Annotated in this window: 17 protein-coding genes; 14 read left to right on the plus strand and 3 right to left on the minus strand. The window is 72.6% G+C overall.

Features of this window, described 5'->3' with window-relative positions:
- Positions 1–6: 6 nt before the first annotated feature.
- Positions 7–801 (plus strand): zinc finger domain-containing protein, encoded by a 795-nt coding sequence (locus tag ACZ6TB_RS15975; protein WP_465554915.1) that lies wholly within the window; start codon positions 7–9, stop codon positions 799–801.
- 168 nt (positions 802–969) lie between these two features.
- On the opposite strand, the gene ACZ6TB_RS15980 is transcribed toward ACZ6TB_RS15975, so the two are convergent.
- Positions 970–5,496: an ATP-dependent helicase gene (locus ACZ6TB_RS15980; RefSeq protein ID WP_465554917.1), complete on the minus strand. Its 4,527-nt coding sequence runs from the start codon at positions 5,494–5,496 to the stop codon at positions 970–972.
- A gap of 172 nt (positions 5,497–5,668) precedes the next feature.
- Here ACZ6TB_RS15980 and ACZ6TB_RS15985 point away from each other — a divergent pair, with 172 nt between their 5' ends.
- From ACZ6TB_RS15985 to ACZ6TB_RS16010, 6 genes are all read left to right on the plus strand, one after another.
- Entirely contained in the window at positions 5,669–6,514 is an 846-nt protein-coding gene (locus tag ACZ6TB_RS15985; RefSeq protein WP_465554919.1) for a DUF4397 domain-containing protein, read from the plus strand.
- A gap of 12 nt (positions 6,515–6,526) precedes the next feature.
- Positions 6,527–7,432, plus strand: a complete 906-nt coding sequence (locus tag ACZ6TB_RS15990; RefSeq protein ID WP_465554921.1) for a sortase domain-containing protein — start codon at positions 6,527–6,529, stop codon at positions 7,430–7,432.
- A gap of 78 nt (positions 7,433–7,510) precedes the next feature.
- A complete protein-coding gene (locus tag ACZ6TB_RS15995) occupies positions 7,511–9,178 on the plus strand; it encodes a serine/threonine-protein kinase (RefSeq protein ID WP_465554923.1) in 1,668 nt (555 codons plus the stop codon).
- Between the two features lie 119 nt (positions 9,179–9,297).
- Positions 9,298–10,605 carry a hemolysin family protein gene (locus ACZ6TB_RS16000; protein WP_465554925.1) on the plus strand — a complete coding sequence of 436 codons (1,308 nt, stop codon included), beginning with the start codon at positions 9,298–9,300 and terminating at the stop codon, positions 10,603–10,605.
- On the plus strand, positions 10,602–11,624 hold the full coding sequence (locus ACZ6TB_RS16005) for a hemolysin family protein (RefSeq protein ID WP_465554927.1): 1,023 nt from the start codon (positions 10,602–10,604) through the stop codon (positions 11,622–11,624). The genes ACZ6TB_RS16000 and ACZ6TB_RS16005 overlap by 4 nt, the downstream gene beginning before the upstream one ends.
- A gap of 110 nt (positions 11,625–11,734) precedes the next feature.
- A complete protein-coding gene (locus tag ACZ6TB_RS16010; protein ID WP_465554928.1) occupies positions 11,735–12,748 on the plus strand; it encodes a sporulation protein in 1,014 nt (337 codons plus the stop codon).
- A 389-nt stretch (positions 12,749–13,137) separates the two neighbouring features.
- Here ACZ6TB_RS16010 and leuE read toward each other — a convergent pair whose 3' ends face one another.
- On the minus strand, positions 13,138–13,806 hold the full coding sequence (gene leuE, locus ACZ6TB_RS16015) for a leucine efflux protein LeuE (protein WP_465554930.1): 669 nt from the start codon (positions 13,804–13,806) through the stop codon (positions 13,138–13,140).
- A 10-nt stretch (positions 13,807–13,816) separates the two neighbouring features.
- Entirely contained in the window at positions 13,817–15,079 is a 1,263-nt protein-coding gene (locus ACZ6TB_RS16020) for a bifunctional pyridoxamine 5'-phosphate oxidase family protein/GNAT family N-acetyltransferase (protein WP_465554932.1), read from the minus strand.
- Between the two features lie 51 nt (positions 15,080–15,130).
- Here ACZ6TB_RS16020 and ACZ6TB_RS16025 point away from each other — a divergent pair, with 51 nt between their 5' ends.
- From ACZ6TB_RS16025 to rny, 7 genes are all read left to right on the plus strand, one after another.
- Positions 15,131–16,477 carry an aminotransferase class I/II-fold pyridoxal phosphate-dependent enzyme gene (locus ACZ6TB_RS16025; RefSeq protein ID WP_465554934.1) on the plus strand — a complete coding sequence of 449 codons (1,347 nt, stop codon included), beginning with the start codon at positions 15,131–15,133 and terminating at the stop codon, positions 16,475–16,477.
- Positions 16,478–16,533: 56 nt separating this feature from the next.
- Positions 16,534–17,196, plus strand: coding sequence for a UdgX family uracil-DNA binding protein (locus ACZ6TB_RS16030; protein ID WP_465554936.1), 663 nt, complete (start codon positions 16,534–16,536; stop codon positions 17,194–17,196).
- Between the two features lie 36 nt (positions 17,197–17,232).
- Positions 17,233–17,433, plus strand: a complete 201-nt coding sequence (locus ACZ6TB_RS16035) for a DUF3046 domain-containing protein (RefSeq protein WP_465554938.1) — start codon at positions 17,233–17,235, stop codon at positions 17,431–17,433.
- A gap of 201 nt (positions 17,434–17,634) precedes the next feature.
- Complete coding sequence (recA, locus tag ACZ6TB_RS16040; RefSeq protein WP_203377732.1) at positions 17,635–18,681, plus strand: recombinase RecA; 1,047 nt, start codon at positions 17,635–17,637, stop codon at positions 18,679–18,681.
- Between the two features lie 441 nt (positions 18,682–19,122).
- Positions 19,123–19,776, plus strand: coding sequence for a regulatory protein RecX (locus ACZ6TB_RS16045; RefSeq protein ID WP_465554940.1), 654 nt, complete (start codon positions 19,123–19,125; stop codon positions 19,774–19,776).
- Between the two features lie 59 nt (positions 19,777–19,835).
- Positions 19,836–21,674 carry a hypothetical protein gene (locus tag ACZ6TB_RS16050; RefSeq protein WP_465554942.1) on the plus strand — a complete coding sequence of 613 codons (1,839 nt, stop codon included), beginning with the start codon at positions 19,836–19,838 and terminating at the stop codon, positions 21,672–21,674.
- Between the two features lie 359 nt (positions 21,675–22,033).
- Positions 22,034–23,758 carry a ribonuclease Y gene (gene rny, locus ACZ6TB_RS16055; RefSeq protein WP_465554944.1) on the plus strand — a complete coding sequence of 575 codons (1,725 nt, stop codon included), beginning with the start codon at positions 22,034–22,036 and terminating at the stop codon, positions 23,756–23,758.
- The last annotated feature ends 1 nt before the right edge of the window (position 23,759 follow it).

A 23,759-nucleotide genomic window follows, 5' to 3' on the forward strand; every position in this document is an offset into this window, starting at 1 on the left:
GGGTGCATGCCCGAGGGAGATACGGTCTGGAACACGGCCCGGGTGATCGAGCGCGCCCTGGTCGGGGACGTCCTGACCGGCAGCGACTTCCGGGTGCCCCGGCTCGCCACCGCCGACCTGAGCGGCTGGACCGTGCGCGAGTCGGCCAGTCGCGGCAAGCATCTGCTCACCCGTCTCACCCGGGACGGCGACGACCCGCTCACCCTGCACTCGCACCTGCGGATGGACGGGGCCTGGCGGGCGTACGGGCCGGGGGAAAGATGGACCGGCCGCCCGGCGCACCTGATTCGCGTGGTTCTGAAGACCGCGAAGGCGGTGGCGGTCGGCTATCACCTGCACGAGGTGGCGCTGATCCCCACGGCCGACGAGGAGACGCTGGTCGGGCACCTCGGGCCCGATCTGCTCGGCGCCGACTGGGACCCGGCCGAGGCCGTGCGGCGCATCGAGGCCAAGCCGGCGGCGACGATCGCGGAGGCGCTGCTCGACCAGCGCAACCTGGCCGGCGTCGGCAACCTCTACAAGGCCGAGACGATGTTCCTTCGTGGACTGTGGCCGTGGACGCCGGTCGCCGAGATCAAGGACCTCGAGGGAACGGTCACGCTCGCGCAGAAGCTGGTGGCCTCGAACAAGGGCCGCTGGACCCAGACCACCACCGGCTCGCTGCGGCGGGGCGAGACCAGCTACGTGTACGGGCGGCGGGCGCAACCGTGCCGCCGATGCGGAACCGCCATCCGGAAGGCCGAGCAGGACGAGCGCGTCACCTACTGGTGCCCGCGGTGCCAGCCGAAGCCGGACGCCTAGACCGCCGGCGCGGGCGGGCGCCGTAGCGGATGCCGTGCCCGCGCTGACAGGTCGGCGGTAGCCGGTCAGCCTCGGCCGTCGCGACGATGGACGCCCACCCGGGTGAGCGTGCGGCCGGCGGGCGGCCGGGGCAGGGTTGTCCGCGTTCGCGTTGCGCGCGAACACCGGTCAGCCGCGCAAGCGCAACCCCCGCGGCGTGGCGCGGAACCCCGCCGACGTTAGCGCCTCCCGCAAGGGCGACGCGTGCACCGACTCCCCGTCGGCCCGCTCAACCGACATCGGCCCCAGCGCCCCCGACCGCACCGACTCCGCCAGCGCCCGCCCGGCCGCGATCAGCGTCTCCGCGTCGTCGGTGAACGAGAGCAGCGTCCGGCCGCCGCGTTCCACGTACAGCACCAGGTCGCCGGCCACCTGGATGACCAGCGCGCCCGCCTTGCGCCCCGGCCGATGGCCCGCCCGCGTCTCGCCGTCGCCGCTGTCGACCACCCGCTCCGGCCACGGCAGCGCCGCGCCGTACGGATTGGCCGGGTCGGTGGCCGCCAGCACCTGCGCCTGCGTCGCCCGGCGGGACAGCTCGTCCGGGTCGGCCAGCGCCCGCAACCGGTCGACCGCGCCCGGCACCGCGAACTGCGCCGCCCCCAGCCCCTCGACGAAGTACCCCCGCCGGGCCGCGCCGCGCTCCTCGAGCGCACCCAGCACCGGGTAGACCGCCGCGAACCCGCCCGTCACCCCCTCGGCCATCACCGCGCCGCGGGTCACCACGCCGTGCCGCTCCAGCAGCAGGTCGGCCAGCGCCGCCGCGCGCCGGGTCGGGTCGAGATCACGCTCGGGCAGCCGGGACCAGCGGCCCGCCATGTTCGGCGGACCACCGCGCGCCGGCATGGACGGCCGGCCGGGGCGGCGGTAACGCGTACGCGCCGGGGCCGCCTTTGCCTTGTGCGCCCCGCTCCCGCCGAGCAGGGCCCGCAGCGGGGCCAGCGTGTCGTTGGTCAGCTGGCCGGCCCACACCAGGTCCCACACCGCGGCCGACAGCTCGGTGTCGTTCGTGGCGCCGATGCGGTCGGAGAGCGAGCGGAAGAACAGCGCCTGCCCATCGCCGAGCGCGTCGAGCACCCGCTGATGCAGTGGCGTGAGGGCGAGCTCGTCGTCGGGCGGCGGCAACAGCAGTGGCGCGCTGTCGGCCCAGGCCAGCGTGATCCAGCCGTCGTTCGACCCGATCGAGCCCGACCCCGCCCACAGCACGTCCCCACCCGCGGACAGCTCGTCGAGCAGCGGCGGTGCGTAGTCCGGGATGCGGGCCGGCAGCACCAGCCGCTCCCAGGCCGAGGCCGGCACGGCGATGCCCTGCAACTGCTCGATCGCGGCGGCCAGCCCGTCGACCCCGCGCGCGTTTCCGCCGATCTGATGCCAGCGCGGCAGGAACGCGGCCAGCACCCGGGGCGGCACCGGCTCGATCTCGCGGCGCAACGCGGCCAGCGAGCGGCGGCGCAGCATGCGCAGCACTTCGGCGTCGCACCACTCGGTACCGGCGCCGCCCGGGGAGAACTCGCCGGACGTGACCCGTCCGGTCGCGCCGAGCCGCTTGAGCGCCTGCTCGACCACGAACACGCCGAGGCCGAACCGGGCGGCACAGGTCGCGGCGGCGAACGGACCATGCGTACGCGCATAGCGGGCGACCAGATCGCCCAGCGGGTCGGCCACCGGCTCGAGATAGGCCTCGGGGAGGCCGACCGGCAGCGCGACCCCGAGCGCGTCGCGGTAGCGCCCGGCGTCGTCGATGCCGATCCACCGCTCCTCGCCGGCCACCCGCACCCGGATGGCCCGGCGCGTCGCCTCGAGCTCGGCCGTCCACGCGGAGTCGATGCCCCGCATCGCCAGCTCGTCGGCCGACAGGTCGCCGAGCAGGCGCAGCACCTCGGCCGCGTCCTCGGCGTCGCGCGGCTGGCGGCGGCTGCTCAGCCACTGGAGCTGCGACTCGGTCTCGCCGACCACCTCGGGGTCGAGCAGCTCGCGCAGGTCGACCCGGCCGAGCAGCTCGCCCAGCAGCGTCGAGTCGAGCGCGAGGGCCGCGGCCCGCCGCTCGGCCAGCGGCGCGTCGCCCTCGTAGAGGAACGCGCCCACGTAGCCGAACAGCAGCGAGCGGGCGAACGGCGACGGCCGCGGCGTCTCCACCTCGACCAGCCGCACCTTGCGCCCGGCCACCTCGCGCATCAGCCCGACCAGGCCGGGCACGTCGAACACGTCCTGCAGGCACTCGCGGGCCGCCTCGAGCGTGACCGGGAAGTCGGCGAACTCGCGGGCCACGTCGAGCAGCTGGGCCGAGCGCTGCCGCTGCTGCCAGAGCGGCTGCCGGCGGCGCGGGTCGCGGCGGGGCAGCAGCAGCGAGCGGGCCGCGCACTCGCGGAAACGGGACGCGAACAGCGCCGACGTGCCGACCGACTCCTCGACGATCTGGGCGATCTCCTCGGCGTCGAACGCCACCAGGTCGGCGCCGGGCGGCTCCTCGGCCGTGTCGGGCAGCCGCACCACGATGCCGTCGTCGGAGGGCATGACCTGGCCGTCCACGCCGTACCGCTCGGACAGGCGGCGGGCGATCGCCAGCGACCAGGGCGCGTTGACCCGGGCGCCGAGCACGCAGTGCACGGTCATCCGCCAGTCGCCCAGCTCGTCGCGGAAGCGCTCGACCAGGATCGTCCGGTCGTCGGGGAGATTGCGGGTCGCCTCCTGTTGCTCCCGGAGATAGGCCACCAGGTTGCTGGCCGCCCACTCATCGAGGCCGGCCTCGCGAAGACTGACCGCGGCGGAGTCCCCGGCCCGGACCAAGGTGCGTAGCTGCTTCCCGATCGCCCGGCCGAGCTCGATCGGCCGGCCCAGCGCGTCGCCCTTCCAGAACGGCATGCGGGCCGGGGCGCCGGGCGCGGGCGTGACCAGCACCCGGTCGGGCGTGATGTCCTCGATGCGCCAGCTCGTCGAGCCCAGCAGGAAGACGTCGCCGACCCGCGACTCGTACACCATCTCCTCGTCGAGCTCGCCGACCCGGGCCGCCCGCTCGGCGCCGGCCAGGAACACGCCGAACATGCCGCGGTCGGGGATGGTGCCGCCGCTGGTCACCGCCAGCCGCTGGGCGCCCGGGCGGCCGGTCAGCACGTCGGTGCCGCGGTCCCACACCAGGCGCGGGCGCAGCTCGGCGAACGCGGTCGACGGGTAGCGGCCGGCGAGCATGTCGAGCACCGCGTGCAGGGCCGACTCGGGCAGCTCGGCGAACGGCGCGGCCCGGCGCACGAGCGCGGCCAGCTCGTCGACCTGCCACGCGTCGAGCGCCACCATCGCCACGATCTGCTGGGCGAGCACGTCGAGCGGGTTGCGCGGGTAGCGCAGCTCCTCGATCGCCCCGGCGCCCATCCGGTCGGCCACCACCGCGCACGAGACCAGGTCGCCGCGGTGCTTGGGGAAGACCACCCCGCGCGAGACGGCGCCGACCTGGTGACCGGCCCGGCCGATGCGCTGGAGCCCGGCCGCGACCGACGGCGGCGCCTCGATCTGCACCACCAGGTCGACCGCGCCCATGTCGATGCCCAGCTCGAGGCTCGAGGTCGCGACCACGGCCGGGAGGAGGCCCGATTTCAGCGCCTCCTCGATCTGCTTGCGCTCCTCGCGGGAGACGCTGCCGTGGTGGGCGCGGGCGACCACGGGCGGGGCGCCGCCGGTCTGCCCGGCCTGGGCCATCACCTGGGCCGGCGGCTTGACGACGGGCTCGAGCTCGACGCCGGCCCGCTCGGCGGCCAGCTCGTTGATGCGGGCGCAGAGCCGCTCGGCACCGCGCCGCGAGTTGGTGAAGACGATCGTCGACCGGTGCTCCTGGATGAGGTCGAGCACCCGCTCCTCGACCGCCGGCCAGATCGACGGCGTGTGCCGTTGATCAGGGTTGTCGGGATCGACATCGGGAACCTCGTCGAGCCGGGTCATGTCCTCGACCGGGACCTCGACCGTCACCTCGATGGTCTTGGCGCTCGGCGGCTGGACGATCTCGACGTCGTGCGCGCCGCCCAGGAAGCGGGCGGTCTCGTCGATCGGCCGGACCGTCGCCGACAGGCCGATGCGCTGGGCGGGCCGGCCGAGCAGCGCGTCGAGCCGCTCGAGGGAGAGCGCCAGGTGGGCGCCGCGCTTGGTGGCGGCGACCGCGTGCACCTCGTCGAGGATCACCGTCTCGACGCCGCGCAGCGAGTCGCGGGCGGCGGAGGTGAGCAGCAGGAAGAGCGACTCGGGGGTGGTGATCAGGATGTCCGGCGGGGTGCGGGCGAACAGCCGCCGCTCGTCGGCCGGGGTGTCGCCGGTGCGCATGCCGACGGTGATGTCGGGCGGCGGGACACCGAGCCGGCCGGACGCCTGCCGGATGCCGGTGAGCGGGGCCCGCAGGTTGCGCTCGACGTCGACCGCGAGGGCCTTGAGCGGGCTCACGTAGAGCACCCGGCAGCGTTGCTTCGGGTCCTTGGGTGCGGGCTCGTGGGCCAGCCGGTCGAGCGACCAGAGGAACGCGGCGAGCGTCTTGCCGGAGCCGGTCGGGGCGACGACCAGCGCGTTTCGCCCGGCGCCGATCGCACGCCAGGCGCCCGCCTGGGCGGCCGTGGGCGCGGCGAAGGCGGCCGTGAACCACTCCCTGGTGGCCAGGCCGAAGGACTCCAGCACGTCTAGCACCCGACCATCTTCTCTCGGGGGTACGACAAAAATTTGCGGAGCGACGGTGGTCTATCGGTCAGGCGGGCACGGAAGGGACATCCGTCCAGCGGTATTTACTGCCACGCCGGACCATGGTGGGGTCAACGAACGAGGATTAGACGTTAGAGGCCCCCACCCGACAGGAGGCTCCGTGTTCAGCAGCGCACCACACGTCCGGCGCCTCGTGAGCGTCGCCGCGATCCTGGCGGCCGTCACCCTGTTCCCGACCCCGGCCCGCGCGGCCGGCGACGGCTACGTCCGTCTCGCCCACCTCTCCCCGGACACGCCGGCGGTGGACGTCTATCTCCGCTCCTCCGACAACGCCGTCAAGCCGCAGACCTTCAAGGGCGTCGCCTACGGCGCCATGTCGGCCTACCTGCGGCTGCCGACCGGCACCTACCAGGTCGCGATGCGCAAGGCGGGCGCGCCCGCGAGCACCAAGCCGGTCATCACCACCCAGGTCGGGGTGGAGAACGGCGACGCCTACACGGTGGCCGGCGTCGGCCGGTTCGCCGACCTCGGGCTCCGCGTGCTCAAGGACGACCTGAAGCTCCCCGACCCGGGCAAGTCCAAGGTCCGGATCATCCAGGCGTCGGTCAAGGCGCCGGTGCTCGACGTGGCCGGCAAGAACGGCAAGACCATCGCCGACGGCGTCGAGTTCGCCACCACCACCAACTACCGGGAGGTCAATCCGGGCAAATGGAGCGTGCAGGTGGTGCCGACCGGCGGCGGAAAGACCAGCGTGCTGCCCTGCACGCTGGGCGCGGGCAGCGTCTATTCGCTGGTCGTGCTCGACGATCGGAGCGGCGGCCTGAAACCGGAGCTCCACGTGGACGCCGAACGGCAGGGCACGGTTCCGCTGGGCGGCGTGGCGACCGGTGGCGGTGGCAGTCAGCCGGCCTCGCCGGTGCCGACGGCGCTGCTGTTCGCGGGCGTCGCCGCGGTGCTCACCGCCGGTCTCGTCGTGGTGCTGCGGCGCCGGCTCCGGGCGGCCTGAGCGAGGCCGTCCATGGCTGACGAGATCCTGGAGGCCGAGGAGCCGACCTACGTGGGGGTGGCGGTGGTGCCGGGCGCGCTCTCGGTGCCCCGCCGCCCTTCCCGGCTTCCGCGCGGGGTGGCGAAGGTCGACTACGCGTCGGCGACCAAACTCGCAAAACCGGCGTCGGTGGTGGAGATCCCGGCGATCCGGGCGCCGGTTCCGATCGACGAACGAAGAGCCGATCCGCCCGTACGGCGAAAAGCTCGTCTCTCGCATTTCGGACGGCGCGCCGCGTTGCCCGCCGGCGCCGCCGCCCTCGCCGCGTTCGTCGTCGGAACCACTTACCTCGCGCTCGCCGGGCGCGCTGGTGTCGCGGGCACCGATCCCGGCCTCGGGCGATGGGCAGCATCGGCGCAGATGACGCTGCCCGGCGCCATGGAGGCCGCGGGAAACGGGGCACGACCGCCGGGAGACCCGTTCGCGAGTGCGGCGGTGGCGGCCGCCGGCGCGCCCACCCGGGTGCGCGTGGCGGCGATCGGACTCGACAGCTCGCTCGAGACGTTGCACATCACCAAGGGCGCGTTGCAGCCGCCGGCCCGGTTCGACCGCGCCGGCTGGTACGCCGACGGGACCGCGCCGGGTGACATCGGTCCCGCGGTGATCGCCGGCCACGTCGATTCGAAGGCGGGGGCGGCGGTGTTCTACCGGCTGCGCGAGCTCACGACCGGTGACACGATCGAGGTGCTCCGCGGCGGCAAGACGCTGCGGTTCACCGTCACCCGAACGGTGTGGTACCCGAAGAAGTCCTTCCCGGCCGAGGAGGTGTACGGTCCTACGCCCGACCGGCAGCTGCGCCTCATCACGTGCGGCGGCGTGTTCGACCACAAGCTGCGGTCCTACAAGGACAACCTCGTGGTCTACGCGGTGGCCGGGTGATCGCCGTTCCGTGACAAGGGGCGGCTTGCTTATCCTGAAATCGAGTCGACGGGTGGGGGCGGGATGGCGGTCAGACGCATGCTCATCGCCGGTCGGTATCGCATGCTCGAGCCGGTCGGCTCCGGCGGCATGGGCCGGGTCTGGCTCGCGCGCGACGAGATGCTGGACCGCGACGTCGCCGTCAAGGAGTTCGTCCCGCCCGACTGGATGACCGACGACGAGAAGACACGCCTGCGCGACCGCACCCTGCGCGAGGCGCGCAGCGCGGGCCGGCTCAACCATCCGCACGTGGTCCGGGTCTACGACGTCGTGCACGCCGACGGCCTGCCCTGGATCGTCATGGAGTACGTCCCGTCCCGGTCCCTGCACCAGGTCATCAACGAGGACGGGCCCTACTCGCCGGTCGCCGCGGCCCGCATCGGCCTGTCCGTGCTCGACGCGCTGAGCGCCGCCCACCGGGCCGGCGTGCTGCACCGCGACGTCAAGCCGCACAACGTGCTGATCGGCAACGACGGCCGCGTGGTGCTCACCGACTTCGGGCTGGCCACGTTCGTCGACGACGGCTCGGTGACCGGTCCGGGCCTGGTCGTCGGTTCCCCGCAGTACGTCTCGCCCGAGCGGGCCCGCGACGGCGCGTCCACGGTGGAATCGGACATGTGGTCACTCGGCGCCACGCTCTACGCGGCGGTCGAGGGCCGCTCGCCGTACCAGCGCGAGACCGCGATGGCGACGCTGATGGCCCTGGCCACCGAGCCGCCCGACCCGCCGGGCAAGTCCGGCGCGCTCGGCCCGGTGCTGCTCGGCCTGCTCAAACACGAGCCGGGGGAGCGGCTGACCGCCAGCGAGCTGGAGCGGCGGCTGCGCACGGTGGTGGCCGCGGCGCCGGGTGGCGGCGGCGTGCCCTCGCCGCGGCGAGCCGCGCGGGCGGTGGCCTCGGTCGCCTCCCTTCCCGTGGTGGTACGCACGGTGCCCGCGCAACGCGTCTCGTCGGCGCCGGTGTCGCCGGCCGTGCCGGCAGCGCCCGTTCCGCCCTCGCGCCACCGCCCGCGTCCCCGCTCGATGCTGGTCGCGCTCGGCCTCGCGGTGGTGGCCGTGATCGGCGCCGCCGCGATCGTGGCCAGCTACCTGATCCAGCACACCGACGTCCCGACCGTGGCCCAGCCCTCGGCCGCGGCCCGGACGACGGCCCCGGCGCTGGTCACCGTCGGCTTCTCGCCCGCGGTCTGCGCCGGCCCGGCCCCCTCGGCCGCGCCCGCGCTGCCGCTCAAGGGCGCCGCTCACGGCGTCAACGGGTGGAACCTGATGGCCGGCTGGTCCTACTTCTCGGACGGATCCGGCTTCCACATCGCGGTCCCCGACGGCTGGAGCTACGCCCGGCTCGGCACGATGTACTGCTTCCGCGACCCGGCCGGCGAGCGGGTGCTGAGCCTGGACACCGGGCGCAATCCGGCCGGCGACCCGGTGAAGGCGTGCCGGGCCGAGGCGGCCCGCCTGGTCAAGGCGGGCGCGCTGCCGGCGTACCAGGAGATCACCATCGAGCCGCGGCCGCTGCTCAACAAGGCCGCCGACTGGGAGTACCGCTATCAGGGCGAATCGGGCGCCCTGCTGCACGCGAGGACGCGCTGGTTCGCCAGCAACGGGCGCGGCTACGCGCTCAGCTGGGCCACCCGCGAGATCGACTGGACGGCCGACCTCAGCAAGATCAACATGATCCTGAGCACGTTCTACTCCGAGCGGCCCAGTTAGCTCACAGCAACCACTCAGGCGGTGTTGTTACCGTCTGTATCCATGATCGGCAGTACCCAGCCGGGCTCGGCCCGGCTTCGTGTCTACCGTTGTTCCTCCCCGTCCGAGCGCCTCCGGCCATGCTGATCCTCGTCGGTTTGGCGCTGGTCCTTCTCGTCACGGCCGTGACCGGCTATTTCGTGGCGCAAGAGTTCGGTTACGTGGCGGCCGACCGCGGCCGGCTCCGGGCCGACGCCGCCCGGGGCGACAAGGCCGCGGCGCGCGCCCTGCGGGTCACCGAGCGTCTCTCGTTCGTGCTGTCCGGCGCCCAGCTCGGCATCACCGTGACCGCCCTGCTCGTGGGCTACGTCGCCGAGCCCTTCCTGGGCGGGGGCCTGGCCGCGATCTTCGGGGTGGCCGGCGTGCCCGAGGCGGTGAGCCTGCCCGTCTCGGTGGCGCTCGCGCTGCTGGTGGCGACCGTCGTGCAGATGGTGTTCGGCGAGCTCGCGCCCAAGAACCTCGCGATCGCCCGGCCCGAGGCGGTGGCCAAGGGACTGAGCCGGTCGACGCTGCTGTACCTGACCGCGTTCGGCCCGCTCATCCGGCTGTTCGACCGGTCGGCGTCGCGGCTGCTGCGCCGCATCGGCGTCGAGCCGGTCGAGGAGCTGCCCGAGGGGGCGACCTCGGCCGACCTCGAGCAGATCATCTCGGCCTCGCGCGCGGAGGGCCGGCTCTCCGGCGAGCTCTCGGCGCTGCTGGACCGGGGGCTGGACTTCCGGGGGCGTACGGCCGCGGAAGTCATGATTCCCCGGGTCGATGTGCAGTTCGTCGACGCTTCGACGTCGGCGGCCGCCGTGGTCGAGCTGCTGGACACGGGCCATTCCCGCTTCCCGGTCCGCGGCGCGACCTCCGACGAGATCCTCGGCATCGTCGCGATCTCCGACGTCATCGCCGTGCCGCCGGCCGACCGCACGACCACGCCGGTCTCCTCGCTCCTCCGCGAGGCGATCATGGTGCCGTCGTCGCTGCGGCTGCCGGCCGTGCTCGAACGACTGCGCTCCGGCCGCCGTCAGATGGCCTGCGTGGTGGACGAGTTCGGCGGTTTCGCCGGGGTCATCACGCTCGAGGACATCGCCGAGGAACTGGTCGGCCCGATCCGCGACGAGGACGACCTGCCCGAGCCCGCCCCGGTCCGTCAGGACGACGGTTCCTGGCTGGTGCCGGCGCGCTGGCGGCTCGACGAGATCAGCGACGCGACCGGCGTCGACCTTCCGGTCTCCGACGACTACGACACGGTGTCCGGCCTGGTCATGGCGCGGCTCGGCCGGGTGGCCGAGGCCGGGGATTCGGTCATTCTCGACAACCTGCTTGCCGTACGGGTGGAGAGCGTCGACCGTCATGTCCCGCAGACCGTGAGATTGTCGCTTCCGCAGGGGTCGTCCCGATGAACGCCATCTGGGCCCTTCTTCTCCTGATCGGCAACGCGTTCTTTGTGGCGGCCGAGTTCGCCCTGGTGGCGAGCAAGAGTCATCGCCTCGAACAGGCCGCCGCCTCGGGCAGCCGCGCCGCCTCGGCCGCCCTGGCCGGCACCCGCGAGCTGCCGCTGATGCTGGCCGGCGCCCAGCTCGGCATCACGCTGTGCTCGCTGGGCCTGGGCGCGCTCGCCGAGCCGGCCCTCGCGCACTGGCTGACCCCGGCGCTGCACGCGGTCGGCCTGCCGGCGTTCGCGAGCCACGCGATCGCGTTCGTGTTCGCGCTCGCCGTGGTCACGTTCCTGCACCTGGTCGTCGGCGAGATGATGCCGAAGTCGTGGGCGATCACCGACCCCGAGCGCTCGGCGACGCTGCTGGCGGTGCCGTTCCGGGCCTTCGCGCGGATCGTCGGCCCGGTGTTGCGCCTGCTGAACGCGCTGGCCAACGCGGTGTTGCGGCCGTTCGGCGTGCGCCCGCAGGACCAGTTGGCGGTCTCGCACGGCCCCGCCGAGATGCGGATGCTGCTCGACCGGTCCCGCGAGGAGGGGCTGCTCGAGGCCGAGCAGACCGAGCTGCTGACCAGCGTGCTCGGCCTGGACGCGCTGACCGTCGGCGACGTGGCGCTGCCACTGTCCGCCCTGGTGACCGTCCCGTCGACGGCGCCGGCGGCCGAGATCGAGCTGGCATCGCTGGCCAGCGGCCGATCCCGCCTCGGCGTCACCGACCCCGCGGGCACGATCGTCGGCTTGGTGCACATCCGCGAGGTGGCCCGGGCGACGACCGCGGGCCGTTCGGTGACGGCGTCCGCGCTGATGGACGACCCGTTCGAGCTCGCGGCGTCGGACCGCGTCGTGGACGCCGTCGCGGCCATGCGAGCCGGCCGCTCCCAGCTGGCCTTGCTCGAGGAAGGCGCCGGCTTCGTGGCGCTCGAGGACCTGCTCGAACAGGTGCTGGGCCGTTTCGACGACGAGACCGATCCCGTACCCGTGGCCTGATTCGCCCTTCGCCCCCTGTTGGTTTGCCACCCCCGTTTGTGTTGCCGCCCCGCTTGTTTTGCCACCCCGTTTGTTTTGCCACCCCGTTTGTTTCGAGGAGGAATGACCCGGTGGTCTTCAAGAAGATGATGCGAGCCTTCGGCGTCGGCGGCCCGTCCGTCGACACCGTGCTGGCCAACCCGAACACCCGCCCCGGCCTGACCTTGGACGGCCAGGTACGCATACTCGGCGGCGACCACGACGCGGCCATCGAACAGGTCGTCCTGGGCCTGGTGACCCGCGTGGAGCACGAACACGGCGACGGCCACGTCGAGTTCCACCGAGTCCCGGTCGCGGGCGCCTTCCAGCTGGCCGCGGGCTCGCAGCGGGACCTGCCGTTCTCGTTCCCGGTGCCCTGGGAAACCCCGATCACCGACGTCTACGGCCGGCGCCTGCCCGGCATGACGATGGGCTTGCGCACCGAGCTGTCGGTGGCCAAGGCGGTCGACAAGGGCGACCTGGACCAGGTGGCGATCCACCCCCTGCCGGCCCAGGAGCGAATCCTGGACGCCTTCGCCCAGCTGGGCTTCCGCTTCGCAAGAGCAGACCTGGAGCACGGCGGCATCCACGGCGTCCACCAGCAGCTCCCGTTCTACCAGGAGATCGAGTTCCACCCGGCCCCCCACCTGTCCGGCGCGATCAACGAGGTGGAGCTGACCTTCATAGCCGACCCGTCGGGCGTGGAGGTAGTCCTGGAGTTCGACAAGCGAGGCGGCTTCCTGCAGCCCGGCCACGACGCGTACGGCCGTTTCCGTGTAGCCCACACCGAAGCCGAGTCCACCGATTGGACCGCGGTCGTCGGCTCGTGGGTGAGCGAGGCGTCGGGCCGTTACCGGGGCCTACGCGGCGCCGCAGGTTCCGGTGGCCACGGCGCGCCCGGTTACGGCAGCGGCCATGGCGCTTTCGCCGGCCACGGCGGCCAGGCCCCGCACGGCTACGGCCACCACGGCCACTACCGCCGAGGCCCAGGCATGGGCGCGATGGCCGCAGGAGTGGCAGGCGGCGTCCTGGGCGGCATCGTCCTGGGCGAGGTAGCCGAGGAAGTCGTCGAAGACGACGGCGACAGCTTCGACTTCGACGAGTAACCAGATCCCGGTGGCGCTCCCTTCCTGCGGGGAGCGCCACCTTCTCGCCCAGCGCCCCGCACCAAGCTCGCGCCCCGCGCCCCGTGCCCAGCTCCCGGCCCGCGCCAAGCCCGCGGCCCCGCGCGCCCCGCGCCCCGCGCTCAGCTCCCGGCCCGCGCCAAGCCCGCGTCCCGCGCTCAGCTCCCGGCCCGCGCCAAGCCCGCGTCCCGCGCCCAGCCCACGCCAAGCCCGCGCCCAGCGCTCAGCGCCCGGCCCGCGCCAAGCCCGCGCCCCGCGCTCAGCTCCCGGCCCGCGCCAAGCCCGCGCCAAGCGCCCAGCGCCCGGCCCACGCCAAGCCCGCGCCCCGCGCGCATCTGCCGGCCTACGCCCCCAACCAGCCGCGCTCGCGGTCAGCTGATGCTGGCGGTCGCGAGCTTGATGCCGAACCCCACAAACACGGCGCCCACCCCAGTCGTCACGCCGGCCGCGAGTTTGCGACGCCGGCGGAACTGGCCCGCCAGGAACTTCCCTCCGAAGATCAGCGCCGTCAGGTAGAGCGAGCTGAAGAACTGCACCACCGCGCCGAGCACCAGGAACGACACTGCCGGGTGCGCGTACCCCGGCTCGACGAACTGGATGAAGAACGACACGAAGAACAGGATCGCCTTCGGGTTGAGCAGGCTGATCACGGCCGCCCGCCGGAACGGATGCCGCATGTCGCCCATGCCGTCGCTCTCGGGGACGGCCGGCGCACCCTCCCGCGGCGCGACGCGGCCCGCCCGGATACGCCGCCACGCGCCGCGGATGATGGTGAAGCCGATCCAGAACAGGTAACCCGCGCCCGCGTACTTGATGACCAGGAACAGCGGCGGATACGCCCGCAGCAGCGACGCCACCCCGGCCGCCGACAGCGTCATCAGCACGGCGTCGCCGAGGAAGACCCCGCCGGCCGCCGCGTAGCCGGCGCGCACACCACGGCGCGCGCCGACCGACAGCACGAAGATCGAGTTCGGCCCGGGGAGCAAGATGATGGCCGCGGTGCCCAACACGTACGTCCAGAAATCAGTGATGCCCAGCACGACGCCGACCTTAAGCGTTCGTCAGCTCGGCCGAACCACCCGCGGCCAGCCGTTCCCGCAGGCGCGCGGCGGCGGCCGGCCACTCCTCGGACGTCATCGCGAACACCACCGTGTCCCGCCAGGTGCCGTCGGGCCGCAGCCGCTGCTTGCGCACCAGGCCGTCCCGGGTCGCGCCGAGCCGGGCGATCGCCTGCTGGGACCGGTTGTTGCGAATGTCGGTATACCAGAACACCTTCGCCGCGCCGAGCGTCTCGAACGCGTGCTCCAGCAGCATGAGCTTGGCCTCGGTGTTCACCCCGGTGCGCCACCACGGCCGGCCGACCATGGTGTGCCCGATGCCGAGCGAGCGGTTGACCGGGTCGATGTCGTGGTAGCTGGTTATGCCGATCACCGTGCCGGTGGCGGGGTCGACCTGCGCCCAGGGAAGCTGGAACCCGATCCACTGCCGTTTGTGCATGTCGGCGACGTGGTTGACCATGCCCTCCCGGGTGCGGATCGGCAGGGTCGGCAGGTAACGCCAGACCTCCTCGTCGGCGAGCGCTTCCAGCAGCCCGTCGACGTGCGAATGGGCCAGCGGCTCCAGCCGCACGTGCCGGCCCTCGAGCACGACGGGCCGCACCCAGGGCGAACCACCACCGGGCAGATAGGCCGGGGGAGCGGCGGACACCCCGTCGGCGGTCACCGGCGGCCCGTAGGCGCGGCTCATCGGCAGCACGCCCGCCCAGTGCGGAAGTGACAGGTCGTCCTCGTCGTCGTTCACCCCGCCCGCGCGGGACCGCACCGAGACCTCGGCAAGTGGCAGCGCGAGCACCGTCGTCTGCGCCAGCTCCTGTTTGGTGGGCGGCCGACTGTCGGCGGCTCGCCCGGCACCGATCTTGTCGGCGAGCGCGGCCATCGCGGCCCGTTTCGCCTCGGCCTCCAGCACCGGTTGCGCCACACCGTGGACGACCACCGACCGGTAGTTGGCGCTGTGGTGGAACTGCGAACGCGCGTACACGATCGCATCGAGGAGGGTGACGCTCACGCAGACCGCGATTCCGTCGCCGCGGGCCGTGAGGCCCACCCGGCCGCCGCTCGACGCGTGCAGGTAGAGGGTGTCGCCGACGCGCACGTGCAGGGTGGGCAGCACGCGGGGCTCGCCGTCGACGACGAACGCGACGGAACAGTCGTAGGCCTCGTCCAGAATGGCGTGCGCCGCGGGCCGGTCGTAGGCCATGCGGTCGCGGTAGCGGGTGGCGGTCGTGCGGTCCGTCTGGGGGTAGAGGTCAGACATTCCGGCTCCTCGGGCTTGCATTTCCATCTGTACTAGTACAGGATCTGTCTTGTGCCAGCACATTATCAGGTCATCGGTGACAGCGCCGCCTCGATTTCGCAGAGCATCGAGACCGGCGTTCTGCGGGGCGACTTCGTCTGGGGCTCGGCCCTCCCGGCGATCCGCGCCCTCGCGGCCGACCTCGGCGTCAGCCCGGCAACCGTCGCGAAGGCCTATCAGGAGCTGCGGCAACGCGGTGTGGTCGAGGCCGACGGCCGCCGGGGCACGCGGGTGCGATCACGTCCGGCCGTCGTCGGCGAGCGGTCGGCGATGCGCCTTCCCGTGCCCGAGGGAGTGCTCGATCTCTCATCCGGCGAACCCGATCTGCGCTTTCTTCCGCGCATCGGTCCGGCTCTGCGCCGGGTGGCCGAGCAGACCGACATGCCTCAGGGGTACGCGTCGGCCGTCGCCATGCCCGAGCTGATCGATCTCGCGCGGCCCCGTCTGGCCGCCGACGGAGTGCCGGTCGAGGGCGCCGCCTTCACCGCCACGTCGGGCACGCTCGACGCCATCGAGCGCCTGCTGAGCGTCCATCTGCGGCCGGGCGACGCGGTCGCGGTGGAAGACCCGGGCTGGGCCAACCTCCTCGATCTGCTCGCCGTGCTGGGCCTGCACGCGATCCCGGTCGCGATCGACCAGGAGGGTCCCGATCCCGACTCGCTCGCCGAGGCCATCCGGGCCGGGGCGCGAGCCGTCGCGATCACGGTTCGCGCGCAAAATCCGACCGGCGCCGCGGTCTCGGCGATCCGGGCGGCCGATCTTCGCGAAGTGCTGGCCGACCACCCCGGCCTCCTGCTGATCGAGGATGATCATGCCGCCGAGCTGGCCTGCGCGCCGCTGCACTGCATCGGCCCGGTGACCGATTCGTGGGCGTTCATCCGCTCGGCGTCCAAACCGTTCGGCCCCGACCTGCGCATCGCGGTGGTGGCCGGCGACGAGACCACGATCGCCCGGGTGGTCGGCCGCATGCGCCTGGGCACCGGCTGGGTCTCCACGATCCTCCAGTGGGTGCTCGTCGATCTCTGGCGCGACAAACAGGTGACGGCCCTGGTCCGCGATGCCGCCGACGGCTACGCCCGGCGGCGCGGAGCTTTGCGTGCCGCACTCCAGGAGCGCGGGCTCGAGGCCGAGGGGGCGACAGGCATAAATGCGTGGGTGCGCGTACGGGATGAGACCCGCACCATCGGATTGCTGCGCGACGCCGGTTACGCCGTCGCCCCCGGTTCCCTCTTCCGCATCAACACGCCGCCCGGGGTCCGCATCACGGTCAGCCCGCTTGACGACGAGGACATCCCGGCCCTCGCCGACGCCGTGGCGGCCGCGGCCCACCCGTCCGGTGTCCCGGCGCCGTCCCGCTAGCCCGTCGCGCCGGTCGCGGGGTGCGTGGCTCCTGTCGGTTCGGGTAGAACCATGGGATGCCAGTGACGGATGCGCCCGTCGGCGCGCAGCAATGGGTGCCCGACCACCCGCGGAACATCGAGGAGCTGAAGTCGGCGGCGGCCGGCTGCCAGGGCTGCGAGCTCTACGAGAACGCGACCCAGACGGTCTTCGGCCGCGGCGCCGAGCACGCGCGGATCGTCTTCGTCGGCGAGCAGCCGGGCGACGTCGAGGACCAGCACGGCCTGCCGTTCGTCGGCCCGGCCGGGCGCCTCCTGCGCGAGGCCGTCGACGACGCCGGCATCGACCCGGCCGAGCTCTACATCACCAACGCCGTGAAGCACTTCCGGTTCGAGCTGCGTGGCAAGCGGCGCATCCACCAGACGCCGGGCCCGGCGCACATCACCGCCTGCCGGCCCTGGGTCGTCGCCGAGTTCTCGCTGCTCCAGCCCGAGCTCGTGGTGCTGCTCGGCGCGACCGCGGGCAAGGCGCTGCTCGGTCCCTCGTTCCGGGTCACCCAGCAGCGCGGCCGCCTGATGCCCTGGCCGGCCTCGGCCCAGCATCCGGAAGACTTCCCGGTCGCCGAGATCCAGGCGATGGCCACGATCCACCCGTCGGCCGTGCTGCGCGCCGACGACCGGGAGACGGCCTATCGCGGGCTGGTCGACGATCTGAAGGTGGCGGCCGCCGCGATCCGCTGAGTGCTGTCCTTCTCGGCCGCTGAGTAATCTCGGGGGGTGCGGTTGACGGATTTCTGGACGCGCCTCGAGCAGGCATTCGGCGCGGGCTATGCGCGCAGCATCGCGGCCGATCAATCTTTCGGCGATCTCGGGGATCGGACGATCGATCAGGCCATTGCCGACGGTATCGATACGGCTACTATCTGGCGCGCCGTGGTCGTTGCCTACCCCGATCGGGTGCCTTCTCGCCTGCACTGATCACATTTTCGTACGCTTGTTCTGCGTGTCGCATCGATCTAGTACAGGTGTTCGGCTATTGTCCACAGCGGCCCGGTCATCCACAGCTCTCGGCAGGGCGGCGGATTTTTGTCATACCCACCGCCTACCTTGTAGCCCGTGGTGATGAACAGAGGCTCATCGGCGAAGACGCCTGCAAAGTCGAATACAGGGGTGGCGGACATGGTGGCAGGACCTGACCGAGACAAAGCGCTCGATCTCGCGTTGGCTCAGATCGACAAACAGTTCGGCAAGGGCTCGGTGATGCGGCTCGGGGAGCGGCCGGTCGTGGAGACCGCCATCATCCCCACCGGCTCCATTGCCCTCGATGTGGCGCTCGGCGTCGGCGGTCTGCCGCGCGGCCGGGTCATCGAGGTCTACGGCCCGGAGTCGAGCGGTAAGACGACGGTCGCGCTGCACGCCGTGGCCAACGCCCAGCGCAACGGCGGCATCGCGGCGTTCATCGACGCCGAGCACGCGCTCGACCCGGAGTATGCGAAGGCGCTCGGCGTCGACACCGACGCCCTGCTCGTCTCCCAGCCCGACACGGGTGAGCAGGCGCTCGAGATCGCCGACATGCTGATCCGCTCCGGCGCGCTCGACATCATCGTCATCGACTCGGTGGCCGCGCTCGTGCCGCGCGCCGAGATCGAGGGCGAGATGGGCGACAGCCACGTCGGTCTCCAGGCCCGTCTCATGAGCCAGGCCCTCCGCAAGATCACCGGCATCCTGAACAACTCCGGGACGACGGCGATCTTCATCAACCAGCTCCGCGAGAAGATCGGCGTCATGTTCGGCTCGCCCGAGACGACGACCGGTGGCCGCGCGCTGAAGTTCTACGCGTCCGTGCGTCTCGACGTGCGCCGCATCGAGAGCCTCAAGGACGGCACCGACGTGGTCGGCAACCGCACCCGCGTCAAGGTCGTGAAAAACAAGGTGGCGGCCCCGTTCAAGCAGGCCGAGTTCGACATCATGTACGGCAAGGGCATCTCCCGTGAGGGCTCGCTCATCGATGTCGGCGTCGAGCAGAGCATCATCCGCAAGTCCGGCGCCTGGTACACGTACGACGGCGACCAGCTCGGCCAGGGCAAGGAGAAGGCGCGGGAGTTCCTCAAGGAAAACCCCGACGTCGCCGCCGAGATCGAGAAGAAGATCCTGGAGAAGCTCGGCGTAGGCCAGACCACGGGCGACGCCGCCGGTGGCCCCGAGCTCCCCCCGGTCGACTTCTGATCGAGGTAACGCCACATGGCCGGACGGCGCGGCGCACGGTCCGGGCGAGGTTGGGACGCCATCCCGCCCCGCCCGGCGCGCCACGCCGCCGATGAGCACCCGCCCGGCGAGGCCACCGGCGACGAAGCGGAACGCGGCAACGTTCCCGCCCGCCGCCGGCGCCCCTCGCCGGGCGGAAACCCCACAGCGCCCCACGGCGCCGTCGACTGGGCGCGCTCGGTCGACGATTTCCTCCGAGAGAAATCGCCCCGGCCCGACGACACCCGCGGTGTGCGGGCGAATCCCGGCGGCGCCGAGGCCCATCTCGACGAATCCGGCTCGACCGGCGACGAGTCGAAGGGCGAGCGGTCCGGTCGGGCCGGCTCCGGCGGCGATGAGTCGCGGCATGGGTGGTCTGGTCGGGCTGGGTCCGGTGGCGGCGAGACGGAGCGTGGGGGAGCGATGCGCGCGAGTTCCGGGAGTGGGCGGTCGGGGCGCTGGGGCGGGCGCGGCCGGGTCGGCGGAGGCGGCGCTGGGAGTGCCGGCGCCCGGAGTGGTGACGTCGGCGCCGGGCGGGGGCAGCCTGAGCAGACTGAGAGTGAGCGCGCGCGGGAGATCTGTCTGCGGCAGCTTTCGGTGCGGCCTCGGACTCGGGTTGAGCTGGCCAAGGTGCTCGCCAAGAAGGAGATCTCGGCCGAGGTGATCGCCGAGGTTCTCGATCGGTATGACGAGGTCGGCATCATCGATGATGCGGCGTTCGCGCGGGCCTGGGTGTCCAGCCGGCATCACGGGCGAGGGCTGGCTCGGCGGGCGCTGGCCAACGAGCTCCGGCAGCGCGGGGTGGACGCCGAGGTGGCCGGCGAAGCGCTCGAGGTGCTCGACGACGAGGAAGAGGCCGAGACGGCGCGGGCGCTCGTCGATCGGAAGCTGCGGACGGCTCGGGGCGCGCCCGATGCGGTGTTCCGGCGGCTGGTCGGCATGCTGGCCCGGAAGGGATATCCGGCGGGGGTGGCGGTCCGGGCGGTGAAGGACGCGCTCGCCGCGCGTGATGCCGAGGCGGCCGAGTTCGCCGAGCAGATCGACGCCGACGCCATGGAGGATGAGGACCGGTCATGAGCTGGTCACATGCCTGACTAAAGATCGACATTGGCCACTGGCTGCTAGCCTGAGGGACCGTGACCGAGAACTCGCGCAACCAGTTGCGGGGCTACGGTTCCTTGCCGGAAGGCGCCGAACCGACCGAGCGGATCGCCGATCAGCACCAGGACGGCGACCAGTCGAAATCTGTGCCCGCACCGGTTTCCCCCGCGCAACACAGCATCCCCGACCAGCCGGTGGCCGGACGGGCCGCCCACCCGTGGAGCGCCCCGCCGGCGACGGCGTCGGGACCCTACTTCGCGCCTCGGCTCGTGCCGCCCAGCGAGAGCCCGTGGGCGCGGACGAGGCCGGAGGCGCGGCCCGAGACGGACCCGTGGGCGCAGACGAGGCCGGAGGCACGGCCGGAGACGGACCCGTGGGCGCCGCAGTCGGCACCGCCGGCGGGCGGGCCGCCGTCGGACCTGGACCGGTGGGACGCACAACCGACCCCAGCACCGAGCGGCGACGACAACTCCTGGGACGCCTACGTGGCCCAGCGCCCGACCGCATCACCGTCCCCGGCCGGCGACGTCTACGCGCCCCGGCCCCCGGTCGGCCCTGACAACGCCGACGCCCACGCGCCCGAGCCTTCCCCGGCGCCGACCTCGCCGTCCGGCGCGGACACCTGGGATGTGCTCCCGGAGCCGCCGGTCCGCCCGCCCGGCGCGGGTGAGCCCACCGAATGGAACATCCAGCCGGAGAGCAGCAGCGCCCCGGAGTGGAGCGGCCAGCCCGTGGCCGGCGGCGCCCCGGAGTGGGACGGCCAGCCGGCGAGCGGCAGCGCCTCGGACTGGAACGGTCAGCCCGTGGCCGGCAGCGCCCCGGAGTGGAACGGTCAGCCCGTGGCCGGGAGTGGCCCGGAGTGGAGCGGTCAGCCCGTGGCCGGCAGCCCCCCTGAGCGGAGCGGCCAGCCCGCGAGCGGCAGCGCCCCGGAGTGGAACGGCGAGCCCGTGGCCGGAAGTGCCCCGGAGTGGAACGGTCAGCCCGCGAGCAGCAGCGCCGCGGAATGGAACGCCCGGGTGGCGAGCGGCGCCAACCCCACCGCATGGGATGCCCACGAGCAGGACCCGGATTACGACCCCTACGGCGCCAACTGGCCCACCCCAGCGAGCCAGGCGCCGGCGAGCCAGGCACAGGTCAGCCAACAACCAGACCTCTACCCGCCCCGCGACTCGTTCGGGCTCTCGGAGGCCGGCGCCCCGCGGATCGCGCCTAGCCCGCCACCCCCCAGACCCACCCGCCTCCTCACCGGCATCCTGGTCGGCCTCCTGGCGGGCCTCCTCGTCTTCGGCACCGCGGCCTTCTTCCTCGGCCGCACCACCGCCGGCACGAGAACGCCGACCGCCACCGGCACCAACACGACGGCGGGCAAGGGGGGAAGCAAGGCTACTCTCGGCGTCTTCGAGCAGAACCAGGCCCGGCTCAACCAGAAAGACTTCCAGGGCACCCCGCTGGCGACGATCGCGCAGGGCTGGCTGCCCTACCTCTCGACCTGCGGCCGGGGCACCCCGCGCGCGAGCGAGGGCGAGAAACTGCGGATCCGCTGCACCGTCGACGGCATGAGCGCCCTCTTCATCGAGTACAAGTCGGCCGCCGATCGGGACAAGGCCCGCCAGAAGACGCAGGAGCAGGACGCCGCGAAGCTGGCCCCGGGGGCGGCCCCGCCGAGCAAGCAGCGGACCCCGAGCGGGCGCACCACGGGCAACTACGTTGAGTACGCATACCGCTTGACCGAGGGTGGCGTCACCCGGACCGTCGCCGGGATCTGGTGGGATGACGCGCAAACGCCCATCGCCGCCTATCTTCTGGCGTACTGGAAAGATGGGGTGGGCGAGCGCTGGGAGCCGATGCGCGATCTCTGGTCCCGGTACGCCTGAAATGCCCGCCAACTTCGTGAGCTGCGCGTAAGCAGGTCTGTGCCCTAAGTCCCATCCGCGACCAAATCATGGATCCTTGACCGAAGTGCCACTCGCGACCTAGCCTCGCGTTACACAAGGTTTGTTCGACCATCGCATGCAACACGCACAACATAGATCGCATTACATTACGGCATCACTTGTGGCCGCCTCCGTAACCGGAGGTCACCGCCTAGATAGCAACTGAAGAGCCGGATGTGCCGATGACGGCACGTCTCGGCTCGACATAGCCTGCGTTCTCCACGCCTTGGTCGGGCATCCGCGGAGAGCCCGCGCGCACAAAAGCGCACGCGCGGGGCGGCGAAGGGAGACGCGGCGAGATGACCGCCCTGGACTGGGTGCTGGTGGTGGCGATCGTCGTTCTCGGCGCGCTGGTGGTGGCCGGCCTGGTGGTCGGCGCCCGGGCACTGCGCCAGATGCAGAGCGACCGCGCCGACGCCCAGGTGCGCGAGGACCAGGCGGTCGGTGCGGCGCAGGCCAAGGTCGCCGACGCAAATGCCAAGGCCGCGTCCGTACGCGCCGAGGCCGCCGCCTCCAAGGCCGAGGCCGCCGCCGCCCGCGCCGAGGCCCGCCGGGTTCTCGAAGCCGCGCACAGCGAGGCCGACACCATCCTCGAACACGCCCACCGCCAGGCCGAGGCCGACGCCGAGCAGGTGCGGGTCGCCGCCCGGCGCTCCGGCGAACGCGAGGTCGCCCTGCTCAACGCCACCCTCAAGGAGCAGTCGGCCGAGGTCGAGCGCCGCGCCGCCCGGATCGACGAGCGCGAGCGCCTGCACGGCGACGAGGTCGAGCGGCTGGTCGGGCGCGAGCGCCGGCTGGTCGCCCAGGACGCCGATCTCGCCGTACGGGAAAACGCTCTCGCCGCGAAGGAGGCGTCGCTCGCCGGCGTCGAGGAGGAGAAGCGGCGGGAGCTCGAGCGGATCGCCAAGCTGACCGCCGAGGCCGCCCGCGCCGAGCTCGTCGAGAACATCGAGGTCCAGGCCAAGCGCGAGGCCGCGATCATGGTGCGCGACATCGAGAACGAGGCCAAGAGCACCGCCGACAACCGGGCCCGCCGCATCGTCGTCGACGCCATCCAGCGGATCGCCAGCGAGCAGACCGCGGAGAGCGTGGTCAGCGTCCTGCACCTGCCCAGCGACGAGATGAAGGGCCGGATCATCGGCCGCGAGGGCCGCAACATCCGGGCGTTCGAGTCGGTCACCGGCGTCAACCTGATCATCGACGACACCCCGGAGGCGGTGCTGCTTTCCTGTTTCGATCCGGTACGCCGGGAGGTCGGCCGCCTGACGTTGGAGAAACTCGTCCTCGACGGCCGCATCCACCCGCACCGCATCGAGGAGGTCTACGACAGCGCCAAGAACGAGGTGGACGTCCTCTGCGACCGGGCCGCCGAGGAGGCGCTGGTCGACATCGGGATCACCGACCTCCACCCCGAGCTGGCCCGGCTGCTCGGCCGCCTGCGCTACCGCACCAGCTACGGGCAGAACGTGCTCAAGCACCTGATCGAGACCGCGCACATCGCCGGGATCATGGCGGCCGAGCTGGGCCTCGACGTCCCCTCGATGAAGCGGGCGGCCTTCCTGCACGACATCGGCAAGGCGCTCACGCACGAGGTCGAGGGCAGTCACGCGCTGATCGGCGCCGACCTGGCCCGCAAGTACGGCGAGTCGGAGGACGTGGTCCACGCGATCGAGGCGCACCACAACGAGGTGCCGCCGCAGACGATCGAGGCGGTGCTGACCCAGGCGGCGGACGCGTGCTCGGGCGGCCGGCCGGGCGCCCGGCGGGAGAGCCTCGAGGCGTACGTCAAGCGCCTGGAGCGGATCGAGGAGATCGCCGCCGGCAAGGTCGGCGTGGAAAAGGTCTTCGCGATGCAGGCCGGGCGCGAGATCCGGGTGATGGTCCGCCCCGACGACATCGACGACATCGGGGCCGCGGTCCTGGCCCGCGACGTCGCCAAGCAGATCGAGGAGGAGCTCACCTACCCGGGACAGATCCGCGTGACCGTGGTCCGCGAGTCCCGGGTGACGGAGCTCGCCCGCTAGC

The sequence above is a fragment of the Actinoplanes sp. NPDC051537 genome, from assembly GCF_055586105.1.

Excerpts from the sequence above, each read along its gene's own strand:
- ACZ6TB_RS15975 (WP_465554915.1), top strand. The coding sequence starts at position 7 with ATGCCCGAGGGAGATACGGTCTGGAACACGGCCCGGGTGATCGAGCGC.
- ACZ6TB_RS15990 (WP_465554921.1), top strand. The coding sequence starts at position 6,527 with ATGGCTGACGAGATCCTGGAGGCCGAGGAGCCGACCTACGTGGGGGTG.
- ACZ6TB_RS15995 (WP_465554923.1), top strand. The coding sequence starts at position 7,511 with ATGCTCATCGCCGGTCGGTATCGCATGCTCGAGCCGGTCGGCTCCGGC.
- ACZ6TB_RS16000 (WP_465554925.1), top strand. The coding sequence starts at position 9,298 with ATGCTGATCCTCGTCGGTTTGGCGCTGGTCCTTCTCGTCACGGCCGTG.
- ACZ6TB_RS16005 (WP_465554927.1), top strand. The coding sequence starts at position 10,602 with ATGAACGCCATCTGGGCCCTTCTTCTCCTGATCGGCAACGCGTTCTTT.
- ACZ6TB_RS16020 (WP_465554932.1), bottom strand. The coding sequence starts at position 15,079 with ATGTCTGACCTCTACCCCCAGACGGACCGCACGACCGCCACCCGCTAC.
- ACZ6TB_RS16030 (WP_465554936.1), top strand. The coding sequence starts at position 16,534 with ATGCCAGTGACGGATGCGCCCGTCGGCGCGCAGCAATGGGTGCCCGAC.
- recA (WP_203377732.1), top strand. The coding sequence starts at position 17,635 with ATGGTGGCAGGACCTGACCGAGACAAAGCGCTCGATCTCGCGTTGGCT.
- ACZ6TB_RS16045 (WP_465554940.1), top strand. The coding sequence starts at position 19,123 with ATGCGCGCGAGTTCCGGGAGTGGGCGGTCGGGGCGCTGGGGCGGGCGC.
- rny (WP_465554944.1), top strand. The coding sequence starts at position 22,034 with ATGACCGCCCTGGACTGGGTGCTGGTGGTGGCGATCGTCGTTCTCGGC.